This window comes from uncultured Lactobacillus sp., assembly GCF_947367085.1.
Lineage (GTDB): Bacteria > Bacillota > Bacilli > Lactobacillales > Lactobacillaceae > Lactobacillus.
Window position 1 is genome coordinate 1 of record NZ_CANBCP010000025.1, and the last position, 25,484, is coordinate 25,484.

The following is a 25,484-nucleotide window of genomic DNA, read 5'->3' on the forward strand; positions in this document are numbered from 1 at the left end:
CCCCCCCCCCCCCCCCCCCCCCCGTCTTACGCACCCGCCGCCCACCGAGATCTACACCTAAGCCTTCGTCGGCAGCGTCAGATGTGTATAAGAGACAGATCATCTACCGTTTCCCACTTATCTTGTAATTTTTCGATTAATGATTCAACTCTACTTTCATTTTTCTTCAAAAAACAAGCATAAAACTTTTGGTGTGCGATTTCATCCGAGATTGGCACAGTAACTCTATCTTCAGGAAGCCCTTTTCCCCATAAATCATCTATTTGAGTTAAATTTGTTGTGAAGTAGGGCATAATTGAATAATTAAGCAATTGACTGTATTCTTTTTTATCGTCTTGATAAAAAACTTAGCATACGGAATTTCTATTTTAAATTAGATAATTTAGACATAAATAAAAACCCCGAAATTCGGACAAGAATTTCGGGGTTCATATCACTCTCAAAACGTAAATCTATCTCTTTTGTATTTGATCAATATTTTCTATCCCGAATTACGTAAGCCAGAAGCGACACCATTGATGGTAATTGGAATGATGCTTTCAAACACACCTTGGAGTTCATCTTCACGATTACGTTTAATCATTTCAATTTGGATGTAGTTCAAAATGTTGAAGTAAGGCATCCGGTAATCTAAACTTTGGGCCAGCAGTGGTGAGTCTGCTAACAACTTATCGTGGCCTTCAATCTGCAAGATAACTTTCTTAGTAAGTTTCCATTCTTGATAAATTGTGTCAAAGACCTTTTTTGAGTCCTCATCTTCGCAAAGGTCAGCGTATTGTCTGGCAATTTCCATATTTGATTTAGATAAAACCATGTCAACATTTGACATTAAAGAATGGAAGAATGGCCAACCTTGATACATCTCTTGTAATTCTTTTAAATTATTTGGATCTTTGTCTATAAAATGCTTGAAGGCAGATCCTACACCGTACCAGCCTGGAAACATCACTCTAGATTGTGACCAAGAAAAGACCCAAGGAATAGCCCTTAAGCCAGAAAAGTCAGTTAATTTCTTACGAGATGCGGGACGTGAGCCAATATTCAAACTTGAAATTTCTTTGATTGGAGTTGCTTGGAAGAAGTAGTTGAGAAAAGCAGGTGTTTCAAAAACAAGTTTACGGTAAACCTTATTGCTTTGTTCTACAATTTCATCCATAGAAGCACGAAATTCTGCAATATGTTCCTCACTGACAGCTTGTTTTGAGACCATACGATCAATTGCAGCAGAGGCTAACATTTCTAAGTTGTAGTAGGCAGTATCTTTGTTGCCATACTTGTTTTGGATAATTTCACCTTGTTCAGTCATCCGGATGCGGTCATTAATAGATTTAAATGGCTGAGCAGTAATGGCTTGATATGATGGACCACCACCGCGCCCGACAGTGCCGCCGCGACCATGCATGAAGGTAATTTTGACGCCGAGTTTTTCACCGATTGCAGTCAAATCTTTTTGAGCTTTATATAAATTCCAACATGAAGCTAAATAACCACCATCTTTGTTTGAATCAGAATAGCCAAGCATAATTTCTTGATAGTGATTTTGAGAAGCAAGCCATTTTTTGACAATATCAAAATTTAAATACTCGGTCATAATTTCACGAGCATTTTGCAAATCTTCAACAGTTTCAAATAATGGAACAACTTGAATGCGAGCACTATTATTATCAACTAAGTCGTATTCTTTAAGCATGATTGCTTGTTCGAGCATATCGGAAACACTTTCGGTGTGAGAAATAATATGCTGCTTAATAACATTTTCACCTAAGCGATCTTTTAGCTGACGTGCAGTTTTGTAAATTTTTAGTTCTTTTTGCAAGAGTTCGGATTTAGGACGGTTATTAGAATGAAGATTACGTGGATCGTTATTTAGCTCATTTAATAAAAGATCAATCTTTTCTTTTTCATTTAGTTCACTATAATGATCACAAATTCCAGCATTTTTAAGTAATTCAGCAACGCAAGCTTCGTTTACGCTAGAATCTTGTCGCATGTCGATTGTAGCTAAGTAGAAGCCGAAAACATCAATTGCTTCCAATAATTCAGTGAAGTAACTTTGAACAATAGCCTTATCATGATCTTGTACAAGCGAAGCTTTAATAATTTCTAGATCTTCTTTAAATTCTTGGGGATCCTTATAGATTGGAATATCTTCTAAATTTTTTAAATCATGTTCTTTTAAGAAATTACTTTTATCAATAATACCTAAAAGCTCTTTTTCTGTATGAACTAAACGACTTTCAATATAGTAAAAGGCACGTCTATATGGTTCATTAGTTCTAAATGGTGAGTTATCATTAGAAAGTTTGGAAAGCTCTTCAACTTTAGCGGAAGGCTGCATATAAGAAGTTGACATTGAAATTGCACGGTAAAGTGTCTTTATTTGCTTTAAGTAATATTCAAAGATCACTTGGCTTTGCAATGTAGCACTCAATTCTAAAGTATGAGCAGTTACAAAAGGATTTCCATCCCGGTCGCCGCCAATCCACATTCCCATTGTAATTGGGGTTGTGTGGGTGAGCTCAAGTTTGTGCTTTTTAGCTAATTGTTTATAGCGGGTAGTAAATTTAGTAATCGCTGGAATTAAAGCTTTAGGATAATAGGCTAAAACATTGGTAATTTCATTATCAACTTTTAGTTTGTGACCACGGATAATGTCAGTTTGCATTAAAATTTCAATATTTGCACGTAATTGCTGTAGCCATTCTTGTTTATTGATAGTGCCGTTTTTCACTTCACGAAAACTACGCAATAAATGATGAATTCTATCAGTTAATTCAAGTACTGTCTTTCTTTGAATTTGGGTTGGGTGAGCAGTTAAAACTGGTACTACATTTACGTTTTCTAAGATTCTTTTAGCATTGTCTTTTTGTGCAACAAGGTCAATTGTATCGTCTAGTTTTCCTAGATAATCTTTATCAGTATTATTGAATAAGTTAACTTTGCTAGCAAGCTCAACATCTTCCGAAATATTGATTAAAAGTGGTAATGTTGCAAAATAACGTGCAACAACAATCATTTCTTGGTTACTTAGAGCGGCGATTTGGTTTTCAAGTTCTGAATAATCTTTTTGTGCAGAGATTTTGATGAGGCTTTGAATTTTAGCAAAAGCTTTCTCGCCAATTAATTCTGATGTTGATTTATTCAATAAATCAGTCAAGATTTTGACTTCTTCAGCAACAACAGCTTGGTCACTGCTATTTTCTAATTTTGTAAAAGTCATATCTGATTTCCTTTCATTTTATTTGTATCAAGAATACGATACCATGAAATGACCAAAAATGGATATAAGAAAAAGATATTCCAGCTAATGTAATTGCAGTTGGTCGCCCTGTAAGAGTTTTACGAGAAATCACTGCAGAAGATGATAAATTTTATGATGGAAAGCCAATTTCGCAAGAGGCAATTGATCAATATATGAATTAGAAAAAGGTTAGGTAATTTTCATATTGCCTAACCTTTCTTAATATATAAGTTAACTTAAATTATGTATTAAATCTATTATCTAATTTAAGTTAACTTGAATTAAGTGATAAAATATATATGTAATTTAATTTAACTTAAATTATTTTGAAGGAACTAATAATGATACCAAGACCCACTTATTTAAATCAATTAGAAAAATTACGCGACAAACAAATTATAAAAGTTTTAACCGGTGTGAGAAGATCTGGCAAATCTACCATTCTGCAACTGTTTCGACATCAATTATTAAAAGAAGGAGTAGATGATACTCAAATACAGACCTTAAATTTTGAAGATTTAGGCCTAGCAGAAATAAAAAACTATTTGGATCTTTTTAATCATATCAATGATCGATTAATGCCGAATAAAATGAACTATATATTTCTTGATGAAATACAAGATATTCCTAATTTCGAAAAAGCTGTAGATAGTTTATTTATTAAAAAAAACGTTGATTTATATATTACAGGTTCAAATGCTTTCATGCTCTCAGGTGAATTAGCTACTCTACTTTCAGGACGATATATTGAAATTCCTGTTTATCCATATTCTTTTAAAGAGTATGTGCAAACAGTTCCTGATTTGACAAAACAAGAATCTTTTACTCATTTTTTGAATCGGGGTGGATTTCCCTTTGCAACGGAATTGCAAGATGATAATACTTATATTTCATATATTCAAGGTGTTGTGAATACTGTTTTGATCAAAGATATTTTGGCCAGAGTAAAACGGGGAAATGCTACATTATTAGAAGCAATTGCTGCATTTTTAACTGAGGCAAATGGGAGCTTAGTTACACCAACCAAAATTGCTAATACTCTGACGTCTAATAATCTGAAAACTTCGACAATTACCGTACTTTCATATTTAGAAAAATTAGTAAATTCATATCTCTTCTATCAATGTAATCGTTTTGACATTGTTGGCAAAAAGTATTTACAAATAAATAGTAAATATTATCCAGTTGATCCTGCTTTAAGACGGGCATTATTAGGGCAAAAACGTCCTAATATGGGAAGTAGACTTGAAAATATTGTATATCTGGAACTTAAGAGACGGGGATATGAAGTATATGTTGGCAGTCTAGGTACGAAAGAAATTGATTTTGTAGCAATTCATGATGGTGTAAGAGAGTATTATCAGGTTAGTTTAACTGTCCAAGATGAAAAAACTTATAAACGAGAAATTGCTCCATTTTTAGAAGTTAAAGATAATTATCCTAAAATTTTGCTGACTGAAGATCCTGGAAGTTATGATGATAACGGAATTACACAAAAAAACGTAATCGATTGGTTATTGGAGTAAAAAATAAATTTATTTTTAAAAGGTAATATGCCACTTATTATTTAGATTATAAATTATTGGTTAATCGACTTTTGCCCAAATGTCTTGCAAAGACGTGATCAGTGGCATAAGTCGATTTTTATTTTTAGTTAAGTAATTAGCATAAAATGTCATTGTTGCAACTTTATCAGCAATTTTTACCGGACGACGGTCGGTCATTTCTTGTTTTTGCCAAACACGATTAATGCGAGAAATATTGGTGGTGAAATAAGGAAAGATAGAATAGTTCTTGATTTCATCAAAGTCATTACGGTTATTCTGATAAAGAAATTTGGCATCAGGAATCTGTTCTTGAATCAGATCGCGCCAAATACCGATTTGCTGCAAGACAACAAAGCTCATCCCTTGCAGTTCCTTAAAAGTGACATTTTTCTTATTAGCTAGCGGAGTAAATTCATTTAAATTTACAATGAGAGATTCCATTCCTAGATAAGAAGAAGCTATATTTTTGTCTTTAAGAGCCTCATTTGTAAAAACAACTGTATATTGCTGATCAAGTAGGAGTTGGGCGATATTCTTATTGGCCAGTAGTTCATTTTCTATTCTAAGACCTTTTTGACTTAACTTGTCGAGCAGCACTAACGGACCAGGAGCTACGGAAGCTACCGAAATTTCTTTTTGACTTTGGTCAAAATTTTGAACTTCTTTAGTGAAGTTTTGATTAACCGTCAAGACTTCAGCTGCTTTTTGTGCTGCAAATTTGCCCGTTTCGTTTAATGTGATTTTATTAGGCATCCGTTCAAACAATTGAAGTCCCAGCTCTTGCTCCAACTTTTTAGTTCCGCGTGTGATTGCAGGTTGGGACAAGCCTAGATGTTCAGCTGTTTGGGCTAAAGTTTTGTACTTGTTAAATGCTACGAGTTCTTCTAATAGATAATTGTCAATCATTGTTATCACCTTACGCTAAGCGTATACTACCATACTCCATTTTGAATTTTCAAAATATTCGTTTCTGCTTACCATATTATTTGTAAGTTAAAGAATAGGAGAAAAATATGGTAGAGACTTTCAAATTAAACGATGGTAATAATATTCCTGCAATTGGTTTCGGTGTATTCAAAATTCCAGCAGATGGTTCAACTTATGATGCAGTGAGTGAAGCTTTAAAACTTGGTTATCGTCATATTGATACTGCGGTTGCTTACTTCAACGAACAAGAAGTGGGCAACGCAATCCACGATAGTGGCATCCCTCGTGATCAAATTTGGGTAACTTCGAAAATGTGGTTGCAAGATTACGCTTATGAAGATGCCAAGATGGCAATTGACACTTCCTTAGAAAAGCTTGGCTTAGACTACATTGACCTTTACTTAATTCACCAGCCATATGGCAAGGTTGACGAAGCTTGGCGCACAATGGTTGAAGCTAAAAAAGCTGGCAAGATTCATTCAATTGGTATTTCTAATGTAACACCAAAAATTTGGCATAAATGGGAAGATATTTTTAAGGAAAATGTTCCTTCAGTTAACCAAGTCGAATTTAATCCATACTTCCAACAAAGATCACTTCGTAAGATTATGGCTGAAAACGGTATTACTTTAGAAGCTTGGGCACCACTTGGACAAGGCAATCATGATTTGTTTAAAGAACCAGTTTTAAATAAAATTGCTGAAAAATATAGCAAAGATGTGGGACAAGTAATCTTGCGTTTTGAACACCAAGAAGGCGTAATCGTATTTCCTAAGTCTGTTCATGAAGCAAGAATTAAATCAAACAAAGATATTTTTGACTTTGAATTGACTAGTGATGAAATGGATGCAATTCGTGGACTTGATAAGGGCAAAGGGATGCATGATCCAGATGCAGCAGGTATAGCTGATATGTTACTGGGTGCTTTTGACGTGCATGCCAATGATTAAATGAGGAGAAATATTATGGTACAAATTCCAACTTTAAAATTAAATGATGGTAATAAAATTCCTCAATTAGGTTTTGGTGTATTCCAAATTCCAGACCATGACGAAGCAGTAAAGGCTATTGAATTGGCAATTGCTAATGGATATCGTTTAATCGATACTGCAGAAGCTTACAACAATCAAGCAGCAGTGGGGGATGCAATTAAAAACAGTAATATAAATCGTGACGACATCTTTTTAACTACTAAATTATGGGTTTCCAACTTTACTTATGAGAAAGCAACTAAAGCCATTGATAATGATCTTAAAGAATTAGGTACTGATTACCTTGACTTAATGCTTTTACATCAAGCTTATGGTGATGTAACTGGTGCTTGGCGTGCTTTAGAAGATGCACAAAAAGCTGGTAAAATTAAGTCAATCGGTGTTTCAAACTTCTGGCCTGATCAAGTGATGAATCTGCAATTGATGAACAATGTAAAACCTGCCATCAACCAAATCGAAGTTAACCCATGGTTCCAACGTGAACCCGAAGTTAAATGGAATCAAAAGGATAATATAGCTGTTGAAGCATGGGCTCCATTTGCGGAAGGAAAAGATAGTATTTTCACTAACCAAGTTCTCCACGAAATTGGGGAAAAGTATAGTAAGTCAAATGGACAAGTAATTTTGCGCTGGCTCATTCAACGTGGCATCATTGTTATACCAAAATCAGTTCACGATGTTCGTCAAAAAGAAAACATCGATGTCTTTGACTTTGAATTAAGTGATGACGATATGAAGAAAATTGCGGAGCTAGACAAGAACGTCAGTCAATTCTTTGACCACCATGACCCAACTACAATTGAACAAATCTTTGGTTCAAGTTTGAAGCAATTGAGAAGATAAGATTATAGATTAATTGAGCATCTAGCTAGCGGCTTGATGCTTTTTTAGTAAATCCTTTAACAACTTTTTTGGAACATGACGTGGGCCACGAATAGCGCGTACATCATAATTAGCTAGTTTTTTAAAAGTAAACTCGTCTTTAGGGTAAGAAACAATCCGCTGAATTCGCATCACATGCGTGATTTTTAAATTTTTATCTTGGTAGTCATACGGAATGTTCGCTTCCACCACTTTACATTGATGAATAATTGCGGAAACAGGGGAGCCAACATACATAAAGACAATATCTCCTGGTCTGATCTTAGTACTTTGTTTCCAAATGATATTATCTGTATCATTAAAAGCATTCATAATATCAAAATAACTTGGATTAGCTGGAATCAACCAATAGTGATTCAGACCATCTGGATAGAAGCTGATCTGTTTAAAACAATGTTTGCGAACATCTTTCAAAATCTTAACGTAATCATTGCGAACCTCATCGATAAATTTACCTGTCTGAATCGAATGAACTAGCAAGTATTCCTCATTAATATCTAAATCAATTACTTTACCATCGACAGTATTATTAGTGACTATGATCTTGGCTTGAAATTTATTATTAAAGAAATTCTTTTGATAACAATAGGTGTTTTTATTTTTAGTAAATCCATAGGTGAGTAGTTTTTGAAAATTTGGTTGATATTTGTTAAAAATAGTTTCTTCTAATTTCATCGTTATTCGTCGCTTTTTCTATATTTATGATATGATCTCAAGTTACAGTCAAATGTTTGCGTATCAACTTTTGATGGAAGAGCTGTACGGTTTTATTTCTTCGATTTTTAAAAGTTCTAGTATACTTAATATTAAACGATAGTAATTACATAAAAGGGAGCTAACAATGAAGATTTACGCGAAGCCATGACTTTGGAAGAATTTGAAAAGAAAATAGGCATTACATCTCATCCGCAAGAATAATCTCCATATGTTCTAGTAAAGAGGCATGTTTTAAGCAACATGTCTCTTTTTTTATCTGATGTTTTTTTGCAGGCCTGTATATCGGATTATAACTCGAAAAATTCAAATTTATTATTGACTGTGACGTAAATGTACAGCTTATAGTTGCAATAGTGAGTTTCTAACAAAGGAGAAATCAGAATGACAGAAAAAATGAAAGCAGTTGTCTTAACTAAACCTTGTAAAGCCGATGAATTAAAAGTTAGTCAAGTTGATGTTCCTGAAGTAAAAAAAGGTTATGATTTAATTCAAATTAAAGCCTTTGGTGTTAATGAGTCAGAAGTTACAAGTCGCAAAGGTGAGTCTGATCCTGACTTTAAATTTCCACGTATTTTAGGTATAGAGGGCGTCGGTGTTATTGCCAAGACTTATGAAGGCTCCAAGTTTAAAGTTGGTCAAAAGGTTATCACCATGATGGGTGGCATGGGCCGCAGTATTGATGGTTCTTATGCTCAATATGCTTTGATAAAAGAAAGTAATCTTATTCCATTTGATAGTAATCTTGATTGGGCAACGATTGGTGCACTTCCTGAAATGCTTCAAACAGCATACGGTTCAATCACTGAAGGTCTTCATATTACAAAAGGTGATTGGCTTTTAGTTCGTGGTGGTTCTTCAACAGTTGGTTTAACTGCTTCAATTTTGGCTCATCACATGGGAGCTAAAGTTATTGCGACTACTAGAAATCCTGAAAAGTTAGATACAATGAAGAAGCTTGGAATTGATTATCCAGTTTTAGATGATAAAAACTTCGAGAAGAGTATAAAGAAAATTACACCTCAAGTTGATAAGGTCTTAGAGTTAGTTGGCTTTAGCACTTTGTTTGAAGATATAGGTTTCCTTAAACAAGGCGGTTATTGTTGTTTCACTGGTGCTTTAGGTGGTCAATGGACTTTAAATAACTTCTCACCATTTATGATTCCTAGTGGAGTATATTTAACTAGTTATGCTGGTGAAGCTAAAGATTTGCCTGCTCAAGAATTTGATCATGTTCTTAAGTTAATCGAAGAAAAGAAATTAGTTTTGCCAATTGCTCACGTTTACCATGGTCTTGAAGAAGTGGGAAAGGCGCAAGCCAACCTTGAATCAGGTAAGTTTAGTGGTAAGCATGTTGTAGTGCTCAACTAGCTGAAAGCATTATAAATTATTAGAAACAAGGAAGAAATACATCGAATTATAAAATTCGGTGTATTTTTTTGCCATTTTGCTTGACTGTGTCCTTGCGTCACACAATATTCTTATTAACGAAATTAAGAATATATAAGTGAGGCAAATATGAACAAAAAGAAAAAATGGTCAATCATAGCTGTTATCGTTGTAATTATCGCTGTTATTGCTGCGCTAGTTTGGCCTAAAGGCAATAAACAAAATAATACAGCTAAGAATCAAACGCCGATTACGATCGGTTCAAAAAACTTTACCGAAAGTAAAATCGTTATGCAGATTTATGCTGACGCCTTAAAGCAAGCTGGTTATAACGTTAAGACTAAGCCTAATATTTCCAGCTCAGTCGTCTATCAAGCAATTAAATCTGGTCAAATTGATATTTATCCTGAATATACGGGTACGATTGCAATGACTTATTTGAAGGAACATATTGTTGGAAAAACCCCGGCTCAAATTGCCAAAATAGCCCAGGAGGGTATGGCTAAACAAAACTTGGCAACGTTAAGCTATGCACCTGGTTCAGATGCTCAGGGAATTGCAATTAAAAGTTCAATTGCTAAAAAATACGGCATAAAAACTATTTCTGATTTACAAAAGAAAGCTAACAAGATTCGTTTTGCTTCCCAAGGTGAGTTTGACAAACGTGAAGATGGTATTCCAGGACTTGAAAAAGTTTATGGCAAATTCAACTTCAAGAGTGAAAAGGTTTACGATCCAAGTTTGAAATACAAAGTTTTAGCACGTGGTGATGGTGATATTACTCCAGCTTCTACTACCGAAGGTCAACTTGCTACTAAAGACTACTTTGTATTGAAGGATAATAAAAATTTCTGGCCTGCATATAATTTGGTTCCACTGGTTAGACAAAAGACTTTAAAAACAGATCCTGGAATTAAGAAGATCTTAAATAAGATTGATGCCAAGCTTACAACTAAGGAACTAACACGGTTGAATAAAAAAGTTGATGTGGACGGTCAAAATTATCAAATTGTAGCTCGCAATTGGCTTGATAAAAATTATTAATCTAAAAGGATTCAGTGAGCACTGAATCTTTTTGTCATAAGGAAGGTTTATATGGTTACTCAAATTATCCAATATTTTCAAACGAATTCTGGTGAATATTGGCAAGAAGTAGGGCAACATCTTTTTCTTAGCTTTTCTTCATTAACTATTGCATTAATCATCGCACTGCCTGTGGGCTACTTAGGCTCTAAGAACAGAGGAGTAGCAATATTTTGTGAAAGTTTTGCCCAGATTTTACGTATTATTCCTAGTTTAGCGTTTCTTTTTATCTTGATTCCTTTCATCGGAACCGGTATTGGTCCTGCTTTAATTGCGTTGGTTGTGCTTGCTTTGCCACCGTTAGTCGTGAATACGATTCTAGGCTTTAATGAAGTACCTGTTGATTTAGAAGAAGTGGGCCTTTCGCTAGGGATGACTAATGGGCAATTATTAAAACAAATATCATTACCACTAGCATTGCCTTTTATTCTCAATGGGATCAAGTTAGCTCTTGTCGAAGTGATCGCTAGTGCAAGTTTGGCCACATATATTGGTGCTGGTGGACTAGGTCAGTTGATCATGACAGGATTAGGCCTATATAAGATGCAATATATAGTAATTGGCGGCGTTAGCGTAGCCTTACTATCCTTAATAGCAATGTTTATTTTCGATCTAATTATTAAAAAGGTGAGAAACGATGACCAACGAAATTATTAAATTTAATCATGTGAAGAAAAATTTTGGCAAAAATGAAGTGATTCCTGATATAACATTTTCAATTAATCAAGGCGAGTTCGTTACCGTTTTAGGTTCATCTGGTTCAGGTAAGACGACTACCTTAAAGATGATTAATGGATTAGAACAACCTACTACTGGTGAAATTGTTGTGAATGGTAAAGACTTAAAAAATACTAATTTAGTTGATCTTCGCAGACATATTGGATACGTAGTTCAATCAATCGGACTTTTTCCTCACATGACGATTGCTCAAAATATCGCAATCACGCCCAAGCTTTTAGGTTGGAAACAAGAAAAGATCAGTTCACGAGTTGGCGAATTACTCGAAATGGTAGGCTTACACAATGCTGACTTTGCTAAAAGATACCCAGCTCAATTGTCTGGTGGACAGCAACAAAGAGTAGGCGTAGCACGCGCCTTAGCTACTAATCCTCCAATTATGCTTTTTGATGAACCTTTTTCCGCTTTAGACGCAATTACCCGTCAAAAATTACAAGTTGAAGTAAAAAAACTGCATCAACAATTGAAAGAGAAAACTTTCTTTTTTGTAACTCACGATATCAATGAAGCTCTTTACTTAGGTGATCGCGTGATGGTGATGAATCGAGGGAAAATTGAACAATTTGCTAGTGCTCAGGAGGTAGTAAATCATCCAGCTAGTGAATATGTTAAAAACTTAATTGATACGGTTCGTACAAATCAAAAACTGTGGGAGGGGTTGAAATGATTCAATATTGGCAAGAAAACTCAACTCGCATGATTAACTTAACGATTCAACATGCACAGATGGTTTTAACCTCACTTTTAATTGCATTAGTAATTGCGACTATTTTAATCGCTATCTTTTTAAGAAAAAAGAATTGGCTAAATCTATTGATCTATATTTTTTCATTATTATATTCAGTACCAAGTTATGCGTTCTTTGCATTGCTGATTCCAGTTACTGGGTTGGGAGAAACGAGTGCAATTATTGTATTAGCCTTTTACAGCGAGTATGTCTTATTAAGAACCTTTATTACGGGAATTAGAAATATTAATACTAATTATCTTGAGGTTGCTAAAGGAGTAGGGATGACTAATACGCAGGTTTTTACTAGAGTACAACTGCCACTAGCATTGCCTGCGATTTTTTCAGGCTTACAAGTTGCTTTAGCTTCAACAATGGCTATTGCTACGATTGCTTCAACGATTAGTGCAGGGGGATTAGGTGATCTTTTATTCGAAGGCCTACAAACAGGTCGAGTAGTACCAATTTTATGGGGAACAATTTTAACTGTAGCTCTAACTCTAATCTGTATTATTATTTTGAAATTACTAGAAAATATCATGATCTCCGATTGGTGGGAAGTTGAAAAAACAGGTAGGTGAGACTGCAATGACTTTTAAACAACCTTTAGCAGATTTAATGCGGCCAAATAGCTTAAACGAAATGATTGGACAAAGCCATCTTTTAGCTCCAGGTAAACCACTTTATCAAATAATAAATAACCATGTTTCAATAAGTTTGCTTTTATGGGGTCCACCTGGATGCGGTAAAACCACCTTAGCTCATGTAATGGCGAATATGTTAAAAGTTCCTTTTGAAAAATTCAATGCCTCAATCCAAAATAAAAGTCAGCTGCAGGCATTGATCAAATTACATCCTAATGAAAGTTTTGTTTTGTTGTTAGATGAAATTCATCGTTTGACTAAGCCAATTCAAGATTAAATTTTACCATATTTTGAAAATGGGCATATTTTGTTGGTAGGAACAACGACTGAAAATACGATTATGGCTATTCAGCCGGCAATTCGCTCACGCTGTCAGATATTTGAATTTAAACCAATTAAGGCCTCAGATATTGAACCGGTTTTAATCAAAGCCGCTAAGAAACACTTGGATTTTAGGTTAGAAAATGATGAAGCTCATGCAATAGCTAATTGCGGTAATGGGGATGTAAGAGTATCATTGAATATTTTAGATACCTTGTATGCAATGTATCCAGATAATTTGACAATGGATAAAATAGTCAATTTTGCCAAAAATCAGCACTTTTCTTATGATAAAGATGCTACTCAACATTATGATTATATTTCCGCTTTCTCTGATTCAATTGAAGGTTCTGATGCTGATGCGGCATTGTATTATCTAGCAGTTATTTTGCAATCTGGAGATTTAGAATCAGTTGCGAGAAGATTAAAGGACTCAGCTGCTCTTGATGTGGGACTAGCTGATCCAGAAAAAATAAATCAAGTTATCAATCTGTGTAATACAGCTTTAGAAATTGGCTTACCCAGAGCGTCTACGCATCTAGCAATGGCTACGATTATGCTTTCGATTGCACCTAAGTCAGATTCAGTGATGCAAGCATATTATCAAGCTTCTAAAGATGCTGCGCATCCCAATTTGCATCCTATGCCAGATTATTTGCGTGATTGCAGTTATCAAGGATCAGACAAGATGCGAGGAGCAGGCGTTATGAAAGATATGTTTAAACAGCCCCATCATATTGCTAAACAAGCTTATATGCCGAAAGACTTAATTGGTAAGCATTATTATGAAGGCGGACCAAATAGTAGAGAAGAAAAGCTTTATGCGCAATATCAAGCTTTGTTTAAATATATTTATGATCAGCCTTTTGTTAAAAGTAACTTGAAGAAAATTTCAATGTTTAAAGAAAAGAATTAGTCTTGACTGTAACCTTGTGTTACAGTCTATTTTATTATTAAGAACTTTACGGAAAGGAGAATAGATATGTTTGAAGTTAAAGAAAGAAGAATTCTAAAAAAAATATCAAGAACCTTAAATCAGCTAGCCTTTATAAAACTTATCGTAAAATTTATTCTGAACTAGAAAGTGACCCACTAGTTAGAACACATCACTTTGAATTATTAGAAAACCGAACCCCAAAACCAAGTTTATATTCAAAAAGAATTAGCCAAGATAATCGAATTGTTTATTCAGTTGATAGAAAAACTAGACAAGTTATTATCTATAGTGCTTGGGGACATTATGCTAGTGGTAATCAGAGTTTGATTCATCATAAATTGTAATTTCGTCTTGACTGTAACGTTAATGTACAGCTTAGGATAATATTATAAAAGATGAAATGAGGAACTTTTATGCCAGATGAAAAATTGTTATCTATTTCTGAATTTGCGCGTCTAGCCGGAACAACTCGTCGTACGCTGATTTTTTATGATCAAAAAGATGTTTTTAAACCAAAGAAAATCGCTGAAAATGGTTATCGCTATTATGATTATGAGCAACTTTACCAAATTGGTTTTATCTTAGGTTTGCGTGATTTAGGCTTATCAGTTGAAGAAATTAAGGATTATTTGAGCGATGATAGCTCTGATGCCTTAGATAAAAAATTGGTACCTTTAAAGCATAAAATTGAATTACGAATTCAAAATCTCAAACAGATTTTGACAATCTTGGAAGAAAAAGAAGCAAGTAATACTCATTTAACGAATAGGGACTTTTATGTAGTGAAAAAATGCTATTTACCTGAAAGGAGTTTTTGGTGTTCAGATTTTAAAGTTGATTGTTCTGAGCAAGAGATTGCTTCTGCATATAGTCGTTTTTATCAAAGCCTTGGTGCAGGAGTGATGGCTAATAAAATGCTGTCAGGCTTTTTAACGGATTTGCCTAAGGCACAAGGAAATAAATATGCTGATTCAGGTTTTAGAATTATCAAAGAAAAATCTTATAACCAAAAAGTGAATGTTCCTGTTATCACTCAAAATGATGGTGACTATGTGATTGTTAAAGTTCAAAATACTGGTGAAGGAATTGAAAAGGGACTTAGCAAAATTAGAGAATATGCAAGTCAAAATGGGCTTCAATTAGGTGATGACTTGTGGCAATACAATCTTGGCTTGAATATTGAAAAGCTCGGTCTAACTAAAGATAGTATTTTGGCTTATGAAATCAAAAACTAACTTTTAATTTGACTTACGCATTTAATTTAAAATCACGTTCGTAGGGGTTATGATTATCTTGATTAAGTAATGTTTTATAAAATTGTATCTAAGATAATTTGGAAGTGCTGAAAGTGAATAAAAAGTTATTAGCCTGCTTATTAGCAGCAGAAGCAGGGGTAGTAGGAGTTGGCGAATATTTCTTTAAATATGCAATGACTACATATAAGAAAAAGCCTGATTCAAAAAAATTAATGCGTAGTGATCCCTTTTATGAAGATAAAGTCTGGTTTAATAAGTTTGATAAAGAAAATTGGCTTTTAAAAACGAAAAAAGGTTTAACACTTCATGCTGAATATTTGAACCATAACTCTAAGAAGACAGCAATTATTTTGCATGGATTTATGAGCTATGGAGAAGGTATGGGCGCCTTTGCAAAGATGTTTTATGATTTAGGTTTTAATGTTTTATTGCCTGATGCTCGTGCTCATGGCGAAAGTGGCGGTAAGTATATCGGTTATGGCTGGGTTGAAAAAGAAGATATTTTAAATTGGATTAATCAAGTGATTAAACGAACTGGAGAAAATTCACAAATCGTTGTGATGGGACAAAGCATGGGCGGCGCAACCGCGATGATGGTTAGCGGAATGAAATTACCTCCACAAGTAAAAGCATTTATTGAAGATTGCGGTTATTCAAGTGTTAAAAAAGAACTTACATATCAAGCCGGCAATTTAGCTAATATTCCTCACGTTGTTCAATTTCCTGTAATTGAAGCTTTGAGTTTTGTTAATAAAATAAAAAATGGGTTCTTTGTCGGACAAGCTTCTTCAGTAAAGCAGTTGAAAAGAAATACTCGCCCATTTCTTTTTATTCATGGTGGTAAAGATCACTTTGTACCAACAGAAATGGTATATGAAAATTACTCAGCCGCAAACTGCCCTAAAGAACTTTGGATTGCCCCACTAGCAGGGCATGCAATGTCATTTCCAATGTACAAGACACAATATAAAAACCATATTCAGGCATTTTTAGAAAAATATGGTTTACTAAACAAATAGTAATTGACTAGATACAATTTTTAATAATCAAGAATTAGAGAAAGAGTAAACAATATGGCAGTACCAACAAAAATTGAAGTACGTGGTGGACGCGTCCATAATTTGAAAAATATTAATGTAGATATTCCGCTTCATAAATTTGTCGCAATTTCTGGACTTTCTGGTTCGGGTAAGTCGAGTTTAGCAATGGGAATTCTTTATGAAGAAGGTTCTCGGCGTTATCTTGATGCCTTGTCTACTTATATGCGCAGAAGAATTAAGCAAGGTGCACAAGCTGATGTGACCAGTGTTAAGCATATTCCATCAGCATTAGCATTGCGTCAGCGTCCTAGTGTACCAAATGAACGAGCAACAGTGGGGACAACTACTGAGACTTTCAATGTCTTGCGACTAATATTTTCACGATTAGGCTCGCCAGTATGTCCTAATGGTCACCGTCTTGCGCCAGGTTTGGAGATTGCTGAAGGAATGTCTAAGTCAGGCGAAGAAATGGGACAGATTATATGTCCTACCTGTGGTGCAAAATTTTATGTGCCAAGTGCTGAAGATTTTGCTTTTAATTCGGATGGTGCATGTACTGAATGCGGTGGTACAGGAAAAGTTCGTCAGCTAAATGAAAGTAAGTTAATTGCAGATCCTAATCTTTCCATTGAAGATGGGGCAGTAGCTTCCTGGAGTTTGCCGGGCAGAAATTTTATGCCAAGTGTAGCTGAGCATGCAGGCGTGAGAATAAATATTCCTTATAAGGATTTAACCGACAAGGAAAAAGACTTCGTCCTAAATGGTCCAGAAAAAAAGTATAAGATGGACTTCTTATCTGGAACTGGACGTGTTTTTCATGACTTTAATGCTTTGTATGAAAATGCTCATCAGGCCGTTCTTCGCTCTGCTGAAAGTAGTAAGAGTGAACGCGCTCAAAAACGAATCGCAGAATTTTTCACTTATTCCACTTGTCCGGTGTGCCATGGTACACGACTTCGCCCTGAACTACTTAAGCAATTAGTTAATGGAAAAGATATTGATCAGGTTCAACATATGCAATTAGGGAATTTGCCTAAATGGAGTAAGGAAGTTTTAGCAAGTTTACCTGAAAATATGCATAAAATGGCTAGTTCCTTGATCAATGAATTTATTAATAACTTACAGCCACTTCTTGATTTAGGATTAGATTATTTAACGATGGCACGCGCTGGTAATACTTTGTCAACGGGTGAATTACAAAGAATCCAGCTTGCTAGAACCTTACGTACAGAAACAACTGGTGTCTTATATGTTTTAGATGAGCCATCAATTGGACTTCATCCAGCAAATGTTGACGGTTTAATTAAGGTTCTTCGTAAATTGGTTGCTCAGGGAAATTCATTAGTAGTTGTAGATCATAATGTGGATATTATTAAAGCAGCTGATGAAATCATTGAAATTGGACCAGGCTCTGGTGAAGCAGGTGGAGAAATTTTAGATCAAGGAACTCCTAGCGAAGTTGAAAAAGATCCCCAATCATTAATTGCCCCTTATTTAGATGGAAAAGCTAATTTAATGGCTCGCAAAGTCAGCGATAAAGTTAATTCTGAACAGATCACTTTTGAAGTTGATGATTACTTTAACTTAAAAGACATTAAGGCTGGCATTCCCGTAAATCAAATTACAGCTGTAACTGGATTTTCAGGTGCGGGAAAAACTAGTTTAATTTTGGATTCATTGGTGCCTGCAATTAAGGATCAAGATAAAGGAGATGCTTTACCCAAGCAAGTTAAAAATTTTAAATCCCCAGTCCATCATGTCGTAAGTGTTGATGCTTCTCCCATTGGTAAAAGTACCCGTTCTACAGTTGCTACCTATACTTCAATCATGGATAATTTGCGTAAATTATTTGCGCGTCAGCCATTAGCAAAAGAAAAGCATTATACGCCGAGTTATTTTTCTTACAATAATAAAGAGGGAGCTTGTCCTACTTGTGGAGGAACAGGAATTGTTACATTAGATATTCAATTCTTACCTGACATGCAGCAAACTTGTCCCACATGTTATGGGGCTCGTTATAATCAAGAAATTCAAAAGGTTAAGTGGCATGATCTTTCAATAGTTGATGTCCTTAATTTAGATATAAATGAAGCTCTGCCAATTTTTAAAAAAGTACCAAAAATTGAACGTGACTTAGAATTACTTAAAGAAGTTGGATTGGACTATTTGCATCTAGGCGAAAGTACACCGACTTTATCTGGTGGTGAAGCTCAAAGATTAAAATTGGTAACTCATTTAAGTCAAAAACAAGATGATACGTTATTTGTTTTTGATGAACCAACTATTGGGTTGCATCCCTTAGATGTAAAGGTACTAGTTCATGTTATGCAAAAATTGCTTGATCAAGGAGCAACAATTATCACAATAACTCATGATCTTAACTTGATTGTGAACGCGGATTATATGCTAGATTTAGGTCCACGTGGTGGTGAAAATGGTGGTCGACTTGTTGCAGCCGGCAGACCGCTTGAGTTGATTAAGGATCCACAAAGTTTGACAGTAGAATATTTAGCAGATTATTGGAAGCAATTTAATCGCTAAAGAATAATATTAAGAAAAATATCATTTTTGTCTTGACAAGAATAACAAATTAATTAAAATAATTATTATAAAATTTAATTAATCTGAAAACAAAGAGAAAGAAGAGTAGCTTAATTCTTAGTTAACAGCGAGTCTTGTCAGGTGGAAGAAGATAAATCTAAAATTAAGTAAAAATCACTTTCGAGTTCTATTTCTTAATCGTTAAGTAAGAGATAGTGGGAGCACCCATTATAGTGCCTGCGTATCGCTATTTTGCCGTACGCGAAAGGTATTGCTAGTGATAGTAATATAAATAAAGGGTGGTACCACGCTCATGCGTCCCTCAGTCAATTGATTTTGACTGAGGGATTTTTTGTTGTCAGAATTTCAGGAGGAAGAAAAATGAAAGACCCTACATCTCGTAAATTGACCTGGAAGGAATATTTAGTTGTTGCTTCCTTGCTATTTGGATTATTTTTTGGAGCAGGAAACTTAATTTTCCCACTTCATTTAGGACAGCTTGCTGGTAGCAATTGGGGAACTGCAGCAGTTGGATTTTTGATCACTGGGGTATTGCTTCCACTGCTCTCAGTTTTAGCAGTTGCAATCACTCGCTCCGAAGGTGTTTATGATATTGGTAAGCCACTTGGAGCTGGCTTTGCAGTAGTCTTCATGGTTTTAATCCATGCAACAATCGGTCCCTTATTTGGTACTCCAAGAACTGCAACTGTATCGTTTACAGTTGGGGTTGCTCCATTTGTGCCTAAGAATATGCAGTCAACTTCTTTGCTAGTATTTTCTGCTTTATTTTTTGTCGCTGCTTTTGCATTTTCTTATCATGAAAACAATATCTTATCTAATGTAGGTAAGGTTTTGAATCCCTTATTTTTAGCATTATTATTTTTAGTTTTCGTGGTTGCCTTTTTAAATCCACTTGGCAATCCTCAAACAGCGCCTGTTACTGAAGCTTATAAACATTCAGCTCTAGTTAATGGCTTTTTAGAAGGTTACAACACAATGGATGCTTTGGCAGGACTTGCTTTTGGGGTAACGGTAGTTACCGCAGTTCGCTCAATGGGTCAAAAAGATGAAAAAAGTATTTCAAAAGTCGTTGCTAAATCTGGTGTAATGGCTGTTGCTGCAATTGGATTAATCTACTTATTATTAATCTTAATGGGGGCAATGTCATTAGGTCACTTTAAAGTTTCTGACAACGGTGGTGTGGCTTTCAACCAAATCGTTAACGAATATGGCGGCGTCTTTGGCCAAGCGCTGCTTGCATTTTTACTAACTGTTACTTGTTTGACTACTGCAGTAGGCTTAGTTGCAGCTTTTGCTCAAGATTTCCACAAACACTTTCCTAAAGTTAGCTACCATGCTTGGCTTGCACTTAGCTGTTTAGCATCATTTTTAACTGCTAACTTTGGTTTGGATCAAATCATTGCTTGGTCAACCCCAATGCTTATGTTCTTATACCCATTATCAATGGTTTTGATCCTTCTATCTGTATGTTCACCATTATTTAATAAAGATGGTGTGGTATACTTCTTTGTAATCTTATTCACAGTTGTACCAGCTTTAGGCGACATGGTAGTTGCCTTCCCAAGCGTAGTTAGTCAAAGTAGTTTTGGTTTAACAGTAGCCAACTTGAGAAATGCTTTGCCATTAGCTAATATGGGCTTGTCATGGCTTGTTCCTGCATTAGGAGGGGCAGTAATCGGATTAGTTGTTCACTATGTGAGAAATAAAAAATCTACGCAAGTGGTTGACGAATTAAGTGAATAAAAAATAAAGACTGATGGTTTTTCTCTTTAACGAAAGACTATCAGTCTTTTGATTGTCTAATTAAATCATTTATGTTGTGACAATTTTTAATTGCTGCTTGATATTGCTCGTGAATATCGGGATCTACACGTTTACCTTCACTAGTTTCAATCATATGAATATCTTCGCTACCAGCTTGCAGTGCAGTTTTAAAATACCACATTTTATAGTGTAGAAAGTCTCGTTGCTTTTGGAGCTCTTCAATTTTTTCACTTACACGTTTTTCTTCTTCTTCAAGCAGGTTATAACGTGTATCTAAAGTTGAATCTCCTTGCATACACAGATCTATAAAATTACGGATTTCTTTAATGGTCATTCCGCATTTTTTCATACAAGTGATTACTTCTAAAAAATTAAGATCATTATCTTTAAAAATACGTTGTCCTTTTTGTTTTCGACTCACAAATGGCAAAAGACCATGTTTATCATAATAACGTAAGGTAGAGGCGGGAATTTTTGTCTTTTTTGATACTTCGCTGGTTGAATAATACATTTTTAATCTCTTTTCTTTTTGACTTAAACCATAGTTTAAGATTTAGAATTACTTTTGTAAACAATAGAATAGATGGAGGAGAATTATGTCAGAAATAGATAAACTTGAAAAGGGAGAATGGTTCAATTTTGGAGCTCCAGAGATTGTGGAGAGAAAGTTAAGAGCTGCCAAATTAGCGCAAGAATTTAATGCAATTCCTGAAACCGAACCTGAAAAACAAGAAGAGAAAGCTCGCGAAATTTTTGGCTCTGCTGGAAAGAATTTAGTTGTTCATAGTAATTTGAAAATTGATAATGGTAAAAATATTCACGTTGGTGATAATTTCTTAGCTAATTACAATTTAACAGTTTTAGATGTGGGAGAAGTCAAGATTGGTAATAATGTGTGGATTGGTCCGAATACAGATATTTATACTGTGACTCACCCTTTGACTGCGAAAGGGCGACGTGAGCATTTATCAAAAGCGTTGCCAGTGACGATTGGGAATGATGTTTGGATTTGCGGCAAAGTTACTATTTGTCCAGGAGTAAACATTGGTAATAATGTAGTTATTGCGGCTGGAGCGGTAGTCACTAAAGACATTCCCGATAATTCAATGGCTGCAGGCGTTCCAGCAAAAGTTATTAAAAAGCTTGATTAGAAAAAGATCTATGATTGAAGACGAGAAAGAAATTATTCAGGTTAATGGCCTGGCTAATGTGATATATCCTTTTGAGATCTTTCAAAAGAGCATAGTGATCAAGTAATGCAAGTGCTTGAGCAAGCAGTTGAAAGTACACATTTAAAGTTAGAGTAGGTGATTAAGATGAAGTTTAATTCATTAATGCATGTAAACATCATTACCAAGAATTGGGATGAAATGGTCGATTTTTACCAAAATAAACTTGGCTTTAAGAATTTAGTATTAGTGAAATATAGGGAATATCTCAATCGACCAGATCGGCCTGAACAACAAAAAATTGCACAGACCGATCCTAATCGAATTATGTATGCTTATTTTGAGATCTGTCCTGGTCAATTTGTTGAAATGTTTCCGCAAAGTCAAACGCAGTTACCAGATAGTAGATGGAATGCGCGTACAGGGCTTAATCACTTTGCGCTGACTGTGGATGATATTAATGATACTTTTAATGAATTCAAACAAAAAGGCTTGCCACTTATGAGTGATAAGCCAACTAAGGGACCGTCTGAAACTTGGCAGTTTTGGTCTCATGATCCAGACGGTAATTATTTTGAAGTGATGCAGTTTACGAAAAAATCTTATCAAATCACAGGACACATCGATAAATGATTACAATCTCTTTAAATATTTTTTAGTTGCATTTGATCATTAAAATAGTTGTGATAGGCTAAATATCCTGCAATTACTGCTCCTAAACCAGTTGCAGTATGATGTGTTTGTCTTTAACTTGTATCTTAATTGTAGATGCTTTATAACAAATTATAAAATATCGTTTTTATATGAAAAAGATAGAGATTTGTATTTAAATTAAGCATTTAACAGTAGCTAAGCCTCATTTCTATAAAATTATTGCTAAATAAAGAAAAAAGTTCTATTATTACTTACAAAAAGAAAGTAGATACGATAGGAGCAATAATATTATGAAAATGGATTTAAATGGCAAATTAGCTTTAGTTACCGGCTCAACCAAAGGAATTGGTAAGGCGATAGCAATTGAATTAGCTCGAGAAGGTACTAATGTGATTATTAACGGCCGTTCTAGGCAAACAGTTGATCCGGTTGTAGCAGAAATAAAAAAGAAATTTCCTAATACTAATCCTGCTGGTGCACCGTTTGATATTTCAAATAAAGATCAAAGAGCTGAATTATTCAACAAGTTTCCTGAAGTTGATATTTTAGTAAATAATACTGGAATATTCAAGCCAATGAATTATTTCGATATTACAGAGGATATTTGGCAAAAGTTTATTGATGTTAATTTTTATTCTGGTAATGGTTTAGCTAAGTTTTATTTGCCCAAAATGCTTGAACAAGATTTTGGAAGAATTATATTTATTGCGAGCGAAGAAGCAATAATGCCTTCAGGTGAAATGCCACAATATTCTTTAACTAAAACAATGAATCTCTCCTTAGCAAAGAGTCTATCTAAGTTAACAATTGGCACACACGTAACCGTTAATACAATTATGCCTGGATCTACTTTGACCGAGGGTGTTCAAAAAATGATTGAGGATATGTATAAAGATTCGGATTTAGCACGAGATCAATGGGAGAGTGACTTCATGAAAAATCATCGTCCTCTTTCTCAAATTCAAAGATTGATTCGACCGCAAGAGGTAGGTCGTTTTGTGACTTTTGTAGCCAGTCCTTATGCATCTTCATTTTCAGGAGAAGCATTGAGATTAGATGGGGGATTGGTACCGACAATTATATAGTTAATAAAAAGAAATAGCTTTGTTCATGTTCAAAAACAAACTATTTCTTTTTTTCTATTATGAAATCAATTGGCTGATAATAGAGGGGCGAATGATTCTAAAATATTTTTCTTAATTTTATTGAGATTTTTTACTAAAAGCAAATTCAATACAGAGGTTGAATTATAAAATGATGCATGTTATTATCTACTTACAAAAAGTAAGTAGATAAGAAAGGAATAAATAATTATGAGTATTGAATTAGGCATTTCTTCATTTGGTGAAACAACGCCACTTAAAACAACCGGAAAATCAATTAGTCATGATCAAAGAATTCGAGACTTGCTTGATGAAATTATTTTGGCAGATGAACTAAAGATTGATGCTTTCGCAATCGGTGAACATCATCGAAAAGATTTTGCTGTCTCAGCACCAGAAATAGTTTTAGCAGCCGCTGCAGCTAAAACTAAGCATATTCATTTATCTAGTGCAACAACTAATCTTCCAACAATTGATCCAATTCGAGTGTATGAGCAATATGCAACCATTGATGCTTTTGCGTCTGGCAGAGTAGAAATTATGGCAGGACGTGGATCATTTACAGAAGCTTTTGATTTGTTTGGCTATAATATAGAAAATTATGACGATCTTTTTATTGAAAAGTTACTAATGCTTTTGGAAATTGATAAACATGAAATTTTAGATTGGAAGGGTGGAAAATTCACTCCAAAGGTAGATCACAGGGGAATATATCCACGAAGTAAGAAGCCAATTCCAATTTCTGTAGCAAGTGGTGGTAGTATCAATTCAACTATTCGTACTGCTGAATTAGGATTACCAATAGTTTATGCAATTATTGGTGGAAACCCACTGGACTTTAAGCCAATGATTACTCTTTATAGAGAAGTAGCCAAAAAAGCTGGGCATGATTTAAGTGAAATGCCAGTTGCTGCCCATTCATGGGGATGGTTAAATCAAGATAAAAATCGTGCTATTAAAGAATATTTCTATCCAACCAAGCTTCTTGTAGATCAAATTAGTAAAGAAAGACCTCATTGGACTGGAATGACTTATGAGCAATATCTTGAATCAGTAGGAGAAAATGGTGCAATTTTTGTTGGAGATAGTGAGACTGTCGCTCAAAAGATAATAAAAGTAATGGAAGAACTGGGATTAAATAGATTTTATCTTCACTTACCAATTGCTTCAATGCCACATGAGGAAGTTATGAATGCAATTAAAATATATGGTGAAGAAGTTGTTCCTAAAGTAAAAGAATACTTTAAGAAGAAAGAAGATAAAAAGCGTTTAAACGTGAAGTGGAAAGATTAATAATACGGTAATTATAATTTACCATGTGAATTTCAATTGGAGTAAAAAGTCCAGTTTCCATTAAAAAGTCGTTTCATTGTAAAATTTTTGTATAATAAAGTGACGACTAGGCAAAGTTTAAGAGAATGGAAACATAATAATATGGAAAAATTAAAAGCTATTCAATTTAATTTTGAAAATTGTGAATCTGAAAAAATTCCGATTGACTACATTCCTTATTTTCGGTTTGTAAATGTTCATTCTGATTTAAAACATGAATGGAATTACGAAAATGAAGCTAATGATGAACTTGAAACTATGTTTATATGTGATGCTTTTAAAATGATTGCTGACTGGGACAAAGTTAATACAATAGAGACTTTGGAACCATTCAATTTAGCCGAGCGAATAACTGAATTCTGTGATTTAGTAGATGTAAACTTGATTTTCAAATCTGGAAAAATTAAAAACATTTATATGCCATGGGAAGATAATGAATATGGTGAATCTAATATTTTGATG

At 34.5% G+C, this 25,484-nt stretch carries 21 protein-coding genes, 2 pseudogenes and 1 other annotated feature; of the genes and pseudogenes, 19 read left to right on the plus strand and 4 right to left on the minus strand.

Annotated features, from left to right (window positions below; all coding sequences use genetic code 11):
- Window positions 1–481: 481 nt before the first annotated feature.
- The gene (gene ppc, locus Q0Y70_RS05525; protein ID WP_297817899.1) at window positions 482–3,220 is read right to left on the minus strand and encodes a phosphoenolpyruvate carboxylase; all 2,739 of its coding nucleotides are present in this window, start codon (window positions 3,218–3,220) and stop codon (window positions 482–484) included.
- Between the two features lie 71 nt (window positions 3,221–3,291).
- Between ppc and Q0Y70_RS05530 the strand changes: the two are divergent.
- Both Q0Y70_RS05530 and Q0Y70_RS05535 read left to right on the plus strand, forming a co-directional pair.
- Window positions 3,292–3,423: pseudogene (locus Q0Y70_RS05530) on the plus strand (sugar O-acetyltransferase); the annotation flags it as partial.
- 159 nt (window positions 3,424–3,582) lie between these two features.
- Window positions 3,583–4,767, plus strand: coding sequence for an ATP-binding protein (locus Q0Y70_RS05535; protein ID WP_297817902.1), 1,185 nt, complete (start codon window positions 3,583–3,585; stop codon window positions 4,765–4,767).
- Between the two features lie 60 nt (window positions 4,768–4,827).
- Here Q0Y70_RS05535 and Q0Y70_RS05540 read toward each other — a convergent pair whose 3' ends face one another.
- A complete protein-coding gene (locus tag Q0Y70_RS05540) occupies window positions 4,828–5,694 on the minus strand; it encodes a LysR family transcriptional regulator (protein ID WP_297817905.1) in 867 nt (288 codons plus the stop codon).
- Between the two features lie 107 nt (window positions 5,695–5,801).
- Here Q0Y70_RS05540 and Q0Y70_RS05545 point away from each other — a divergent pair, with 107 nt between their 5' ends.
- Window positions 5,802–6,665, plus strand: coding sequence for an aldo/keto reductase (locus Q0Y70_RS05545; RefSeq protein ID WP_297817908.1), 864 nt, complete (start codon window positions 5,802–5,804; stop codon window positions 6,663–6,665).
- Between the two features lie 15 nt (window positions 6,666–6,680).
- A complete protein-coding gene (locus Q0Y70_RS05550) occupies window positions 6,681–7,550 on the plus strand; it encodes an aldo/keto reductase (protein WP_297817911.1) in 870 nt (289 codons plus the stop codon).
- A 21-nt stretch (window positions 7,551–7,571) separates the two neighbouring features.
- Here Q0Y70_RS05550 and Q0Y70_RS05555 read toward each other — a convergent pair whose 3' ends face one another.
- Window positions 7,572–8,264 carry a hypothetical protein gene (locus tag Q0Y70_RS05555; RefSeq protein WP_297817914.1) on the minus strand — a complete coding sequence of 231 codons (693 nt, stop codon included), beginning with the start codon at window positions 8,262–8,264 and terminating at the stop codon, window positions 7,572–7,574.
- A 423-nt stretch (window positions 8,265–8,687) separates the two neighbouring features.
- Here Q0Y70_RS05555 and Q0Y70_RS05560 point away from each other — a divergent pair, with 423 nt between their 5' ends.
- The 10 genes and pseudogenes from Q0Y70_RS05560 to brnQ all read left to right on the plus strand — a co-directional run bounded on the left by Q0Y70_RS05560 (window position 8,688) and on the right by brnQ (window position 20,743).
- Window positions 8,688–9,674, plus strand: a complete 987-nt coding sequence (locus tag Q0Y70_RS05560) for a zinc-binding dehydrogenase (RefSeq protein ID WP_297817917.1) — start codon at window positions 8,688–8,690, stop codon at window positions 9,672–9,674.
- 147 nt (window positions 9,675–9,821) lie between these two features.
- Complete coding sequence (locus tag Q0Y70_RS05565) at window positions 9,822–10,736, plus strand: glycine betaine ABC transporter substrate-binding protein (RefSeq protein ID WP_297817920.1); 915 nt, start codon at window positions 9,822–9,824, stop codon at window positions 10,734–10,736.
- A gap of 51 nt (window positions 10,737–10,787) precedes the next feature.
- On the plus strand, window positions 10,788–11,432 hold the full coding sequence (locus Q0Y70_RS05570; RefSeq protein ID WP_297817923.1) for an ABC transporter permease: 645 nt from the start codon (window positions 10,788–10,790) through the stop codon (window positions 11,430–11,432).
- Window positions 11,413–12,180 carry an ABC transporter ATP-binding protein gene (locus Q0Y70_RS05575; protein WP_297817926.1) on the plus strand — a complete coding sequence of 256 codons (768 nt, stop codon included), beginning with the start codon at window positions 11,413–11,415 and terminating at the stop codon, window positions 12,178–12,180. Before Q0Y70_RS05570 ends, Q0Y70_RS05575 begins: the two co-directional genes overlap by 20 nt.
- Window positions 12,177–12,821 carry an ABC transporter permease gene (locus tag Q0Y70_RS05580; protein WP_297817929.1) on the plus strand — a complete coding sequence of 215 codons (645 nt, stop codon included), beginning with the start codon at window positions 12,177–12,179 and terminating at the stop codon, window positions 12,819–12,821. Before Q0Y70_RS05575 ends, Q0Y70_RS05580 begins: the two co-directional genes overlap by 4 nt.
- Window positions 12,822–12,828: 7 nt before the next feature.
- Window positions 12,829–14,121: pseudogene (locus Q0Y70_RS05585) on the plus strand (replication-associated recombination protein A).
- A gap of 434 nt (window positions 14,122–14,555) precedes the next feature.
- Entirely contained in the window at window positions 14,556–15,377 is an 822-nt protein-coding gene (locus Q0Y70_RS05590; protein ID WP_297817932.1) for a MerR family transcriptional regulator, read from the plus strand.
- Between the two features lie 113 nt (window positions 15,378–15,490).
- On the plus strand, window positions 15,491–16,417 hold the full coding sequence (locus tag Q0Y70_RS05595) for an alpha/beta hydrolase (protein WP_297817935.1): 927 nt from the start codon (window positions 15,491–15,493) through the stop codon (window positions 16,415–16,417).
- 54 nt (window positions 16,418–16,471) lie between these two features.
- Window positions 16,472–18,979, plus strand: coding sequence for an excinuclease ABC subunit UvrA (locus tag Q0Y70_RS05600; RefSeq protein WP_297817938.1), 2,508 nt, complete (start codon window positions 16,472–16,474; stop codon window positions 18,977–18,979).
- Between the two features lie 83 nt (window positions 18,980–19,062).
- Window positions 19,063–19,305: a binding site (T-box leader), on the plus strand.
- Between the two features lie 55 nt (window positions 19,306–19,360).
- Entirely contained in the window at window positions 19,361–20,743 is a 1,383-nt protein-coding gene (gene brnQ, locus Q0Y70_RS05605) for a branched-chain amino acid transport system II carrier protein (protein WP_297817940.1), read from the plus strand.
- A gap of 40 nt (window positions 20,744–20,783) precedes the next feature.
- On the opposite strand, the gene Q0Y70_RS05610 is transcribed toward brnQ, so the two are convergent.
- Window positions 20,784–21,275: a MerR family transcriptional regulator gene (locus tag Q0Y70_RS05610; protein ID WP_297817943.1), complete on the minus strand. Its 492-nt coding sequence runs from the start codon at window positions 21,273–21,275 to the stop codon at window positions 20,784–20,786.
- 85 nt (window positions 21,276–21,360) lie between these two features.
- Between Q0Y70_RS05610 and Q0Y70_RS05615 the strand changes: the two genes are divergently transcribed.
- From Q0Y70_RS05615 to Q0Y70_RS05635, 5 genes are all read left to right on the plus strand, one after another.
- The gene (locus Q0Y70_RS05615) at window positions 21,361–21,915 is read left to right on the plus strand and encodes a sugar O-acetyltransferase (RefSeq protein WP_297817947.1); all 555 of its coding nucleotides are present in this window, start codon (window positions 21,361–21,363) and stop codon (window positions 21,913–21,915) included.
- A 165-nt stretch (window positions 21,916–22,080) separates the two neighbouring features.
- Complete coding sequence (locus Q0Y70_RS05620) at window positions 22,081–22,566, plus strand: VOC family protein (protein ID WP_297817950.1); 486 nt, start codon at window positions 22,081–22,083, stop codon at window positions 22,564–22,566.
- 311 nt (window positions 22,567–22,877) lie between these two features.
- Complete coding sequence (locus Q0Y70_RS05625) at window positions 22,878–23,672, plus strand: SDR family NAD(P)-dependent oxidoreductase (RefSeq protein WP_297817953.1); 795 nt, start codon at window positions 22,878–22,880, stop codon at window positions 23,670–23,672.
- A gap of 228 nt (window positions 23,673–23,900) precedes the next feature.
- Window positions 23,901–24,983, plus strand: coding sequence for an LLM class flavin-dependent oxidoreductase (locus Q0Y70_RS05630; RefSeq protein ID WP_297817956.1), 1,083 nt, complete (start codon window positions 23,901–23,903; stop codon window positions 24,981–24,983).
- Between the two features lie 141 nt (window positions 24,984–25,124).
- The coding region (locus Q0Y70_RS05635; RefSeq protein WP_297817959.1) for a hypothetical protein at window positions 25,125–25,484 on the plus strand (360 nt) is incomplete at its 3' end.

Coding starts and splice junctions, on each gene's coding strand:
- ppc (WP_297817899.1), bottom strand. CDS start 3,220: ATGACTTTTACAAAATTAGAAAATAGCAGTGACCAAGCTGTTGTTGCT.
- Q0Y70_RS05535 (WP_297817902.1), top strand. CDS start 3,583: ATGATACCAAGACCCACTTATTTAAATCAATTAGAAAAATTACGCGAC.
- Q0Y70_RS05540 (WP_297817905.1), bottom strand. CDS start 5,694: ATGATTGACAATTATCTATTAGAAGAACTCGTAGCATTTAACAAGTAC.
- Q0Y70_RS05545 (WP_297817908.1), top strand. CDS start 5,802: ATGGTAGAGACTTTCAAATTAAACGATGGTAATAATATTCCTGCAATT.
- Q0Y70_RS05550 (WP_297817911.1), top strand. CDS start 6,681: ATGGTACAAATTCCAACTTTAAAATTAAATGATGGTAATAAAATTCCT.
- Q0Y70_RS05555 (WP_297817914.1), bottom strand. CDS start 8,264: ATGAAATTAGAAGAAACTATTTTTAACAAATATCAACCAAATTTTCAA.
- Q0Y70_RS05560 (WP_297817917.1), top strand. CDS start 8,688: ATGACAGAAAAAATGAAAGCAGTTGTCTTAACTAAACCTTGTAAAGCC.
- Q0Y70_RS05565 (WP_297817920.1), top strand. CDS start 9,822: ATGAACAAAAAGAAAAAATGGTCAATCATAGCTGTTATCGTTGTAATT.
- Q0Y70_RS05570 (WP_297817923.1), top strand. CDS start 10,788: ATGGTTACTCAAATTATCCAATATTTTCAAACGAATTCTGGTGAATAT.
- Q0Y70_RS05575 (WP_297817926.1), top strand. CDS start 11,413: ATGACCAACGAAATTATTAAATTTAATCATGTGAAGAAAAATTTTGGC.
- Q0Y70_RS05580 (WP_297817929.1), top strand. CDS start 12,177: ATGATTCAATATTGGCAAGAAAACTCAACTCGCATGATTAACTTAACG.
- Q0Y70_RS05590 (WP_297817932.1), top strand. CDS start 14,556: ATGCCAGATGAAAAATTGTTATCTATTTCTGAATTTGCGCGTCTAGCC.
- Q0Y70_RS05600 (WP_297817938.1), top strand. CDS start 16,472: ATGGCAGTACCAACAAAAATTGAAGTACGTGGTGGACGCGTCCATAAT.
- brnQ (WP_297817940.1), top strand. CDS start 19,361: ATGAAAGACCCTACATCTCGTAAATTGACCTGGAAGGAATATTTAGTT.
- Q0Y70_RS05610 (WP_297817943.1), bottom strand. CDS start 21,275: ATGTATTATTCAACCAGCGAAGTATCAAAAAAGACAAAAATTCCCGCC.
- Q0Y70_RS05615 (WP_297817947.1), top strand. CDS start 21,361: ATGTCAGAAATAGATAAACTTGAAAAGGGAGAATGGTTCAATTTTGGA.
- Q0Y70_RS05620 (WP_297817950.1), top strand. CDS start 22,081: ATGAAGTTTAATTCATTAATGCATGTAAACATCATTACCAAGAATTGG.
- Q0Y70_RS05625 (WP_297817953.1), top strand. CDS start 22,878: ATGAAAATGGATTTAAATGGCAAATTAGCTTTAGTTACCGGCTCAACC.
- Q0Y70_RS05630 (WP_297817956.1), top strand. CDS start 23,901: ATGAGTATTGAATTAGGCATTTCTTCATTTGGTGAAACAACGCCACTT.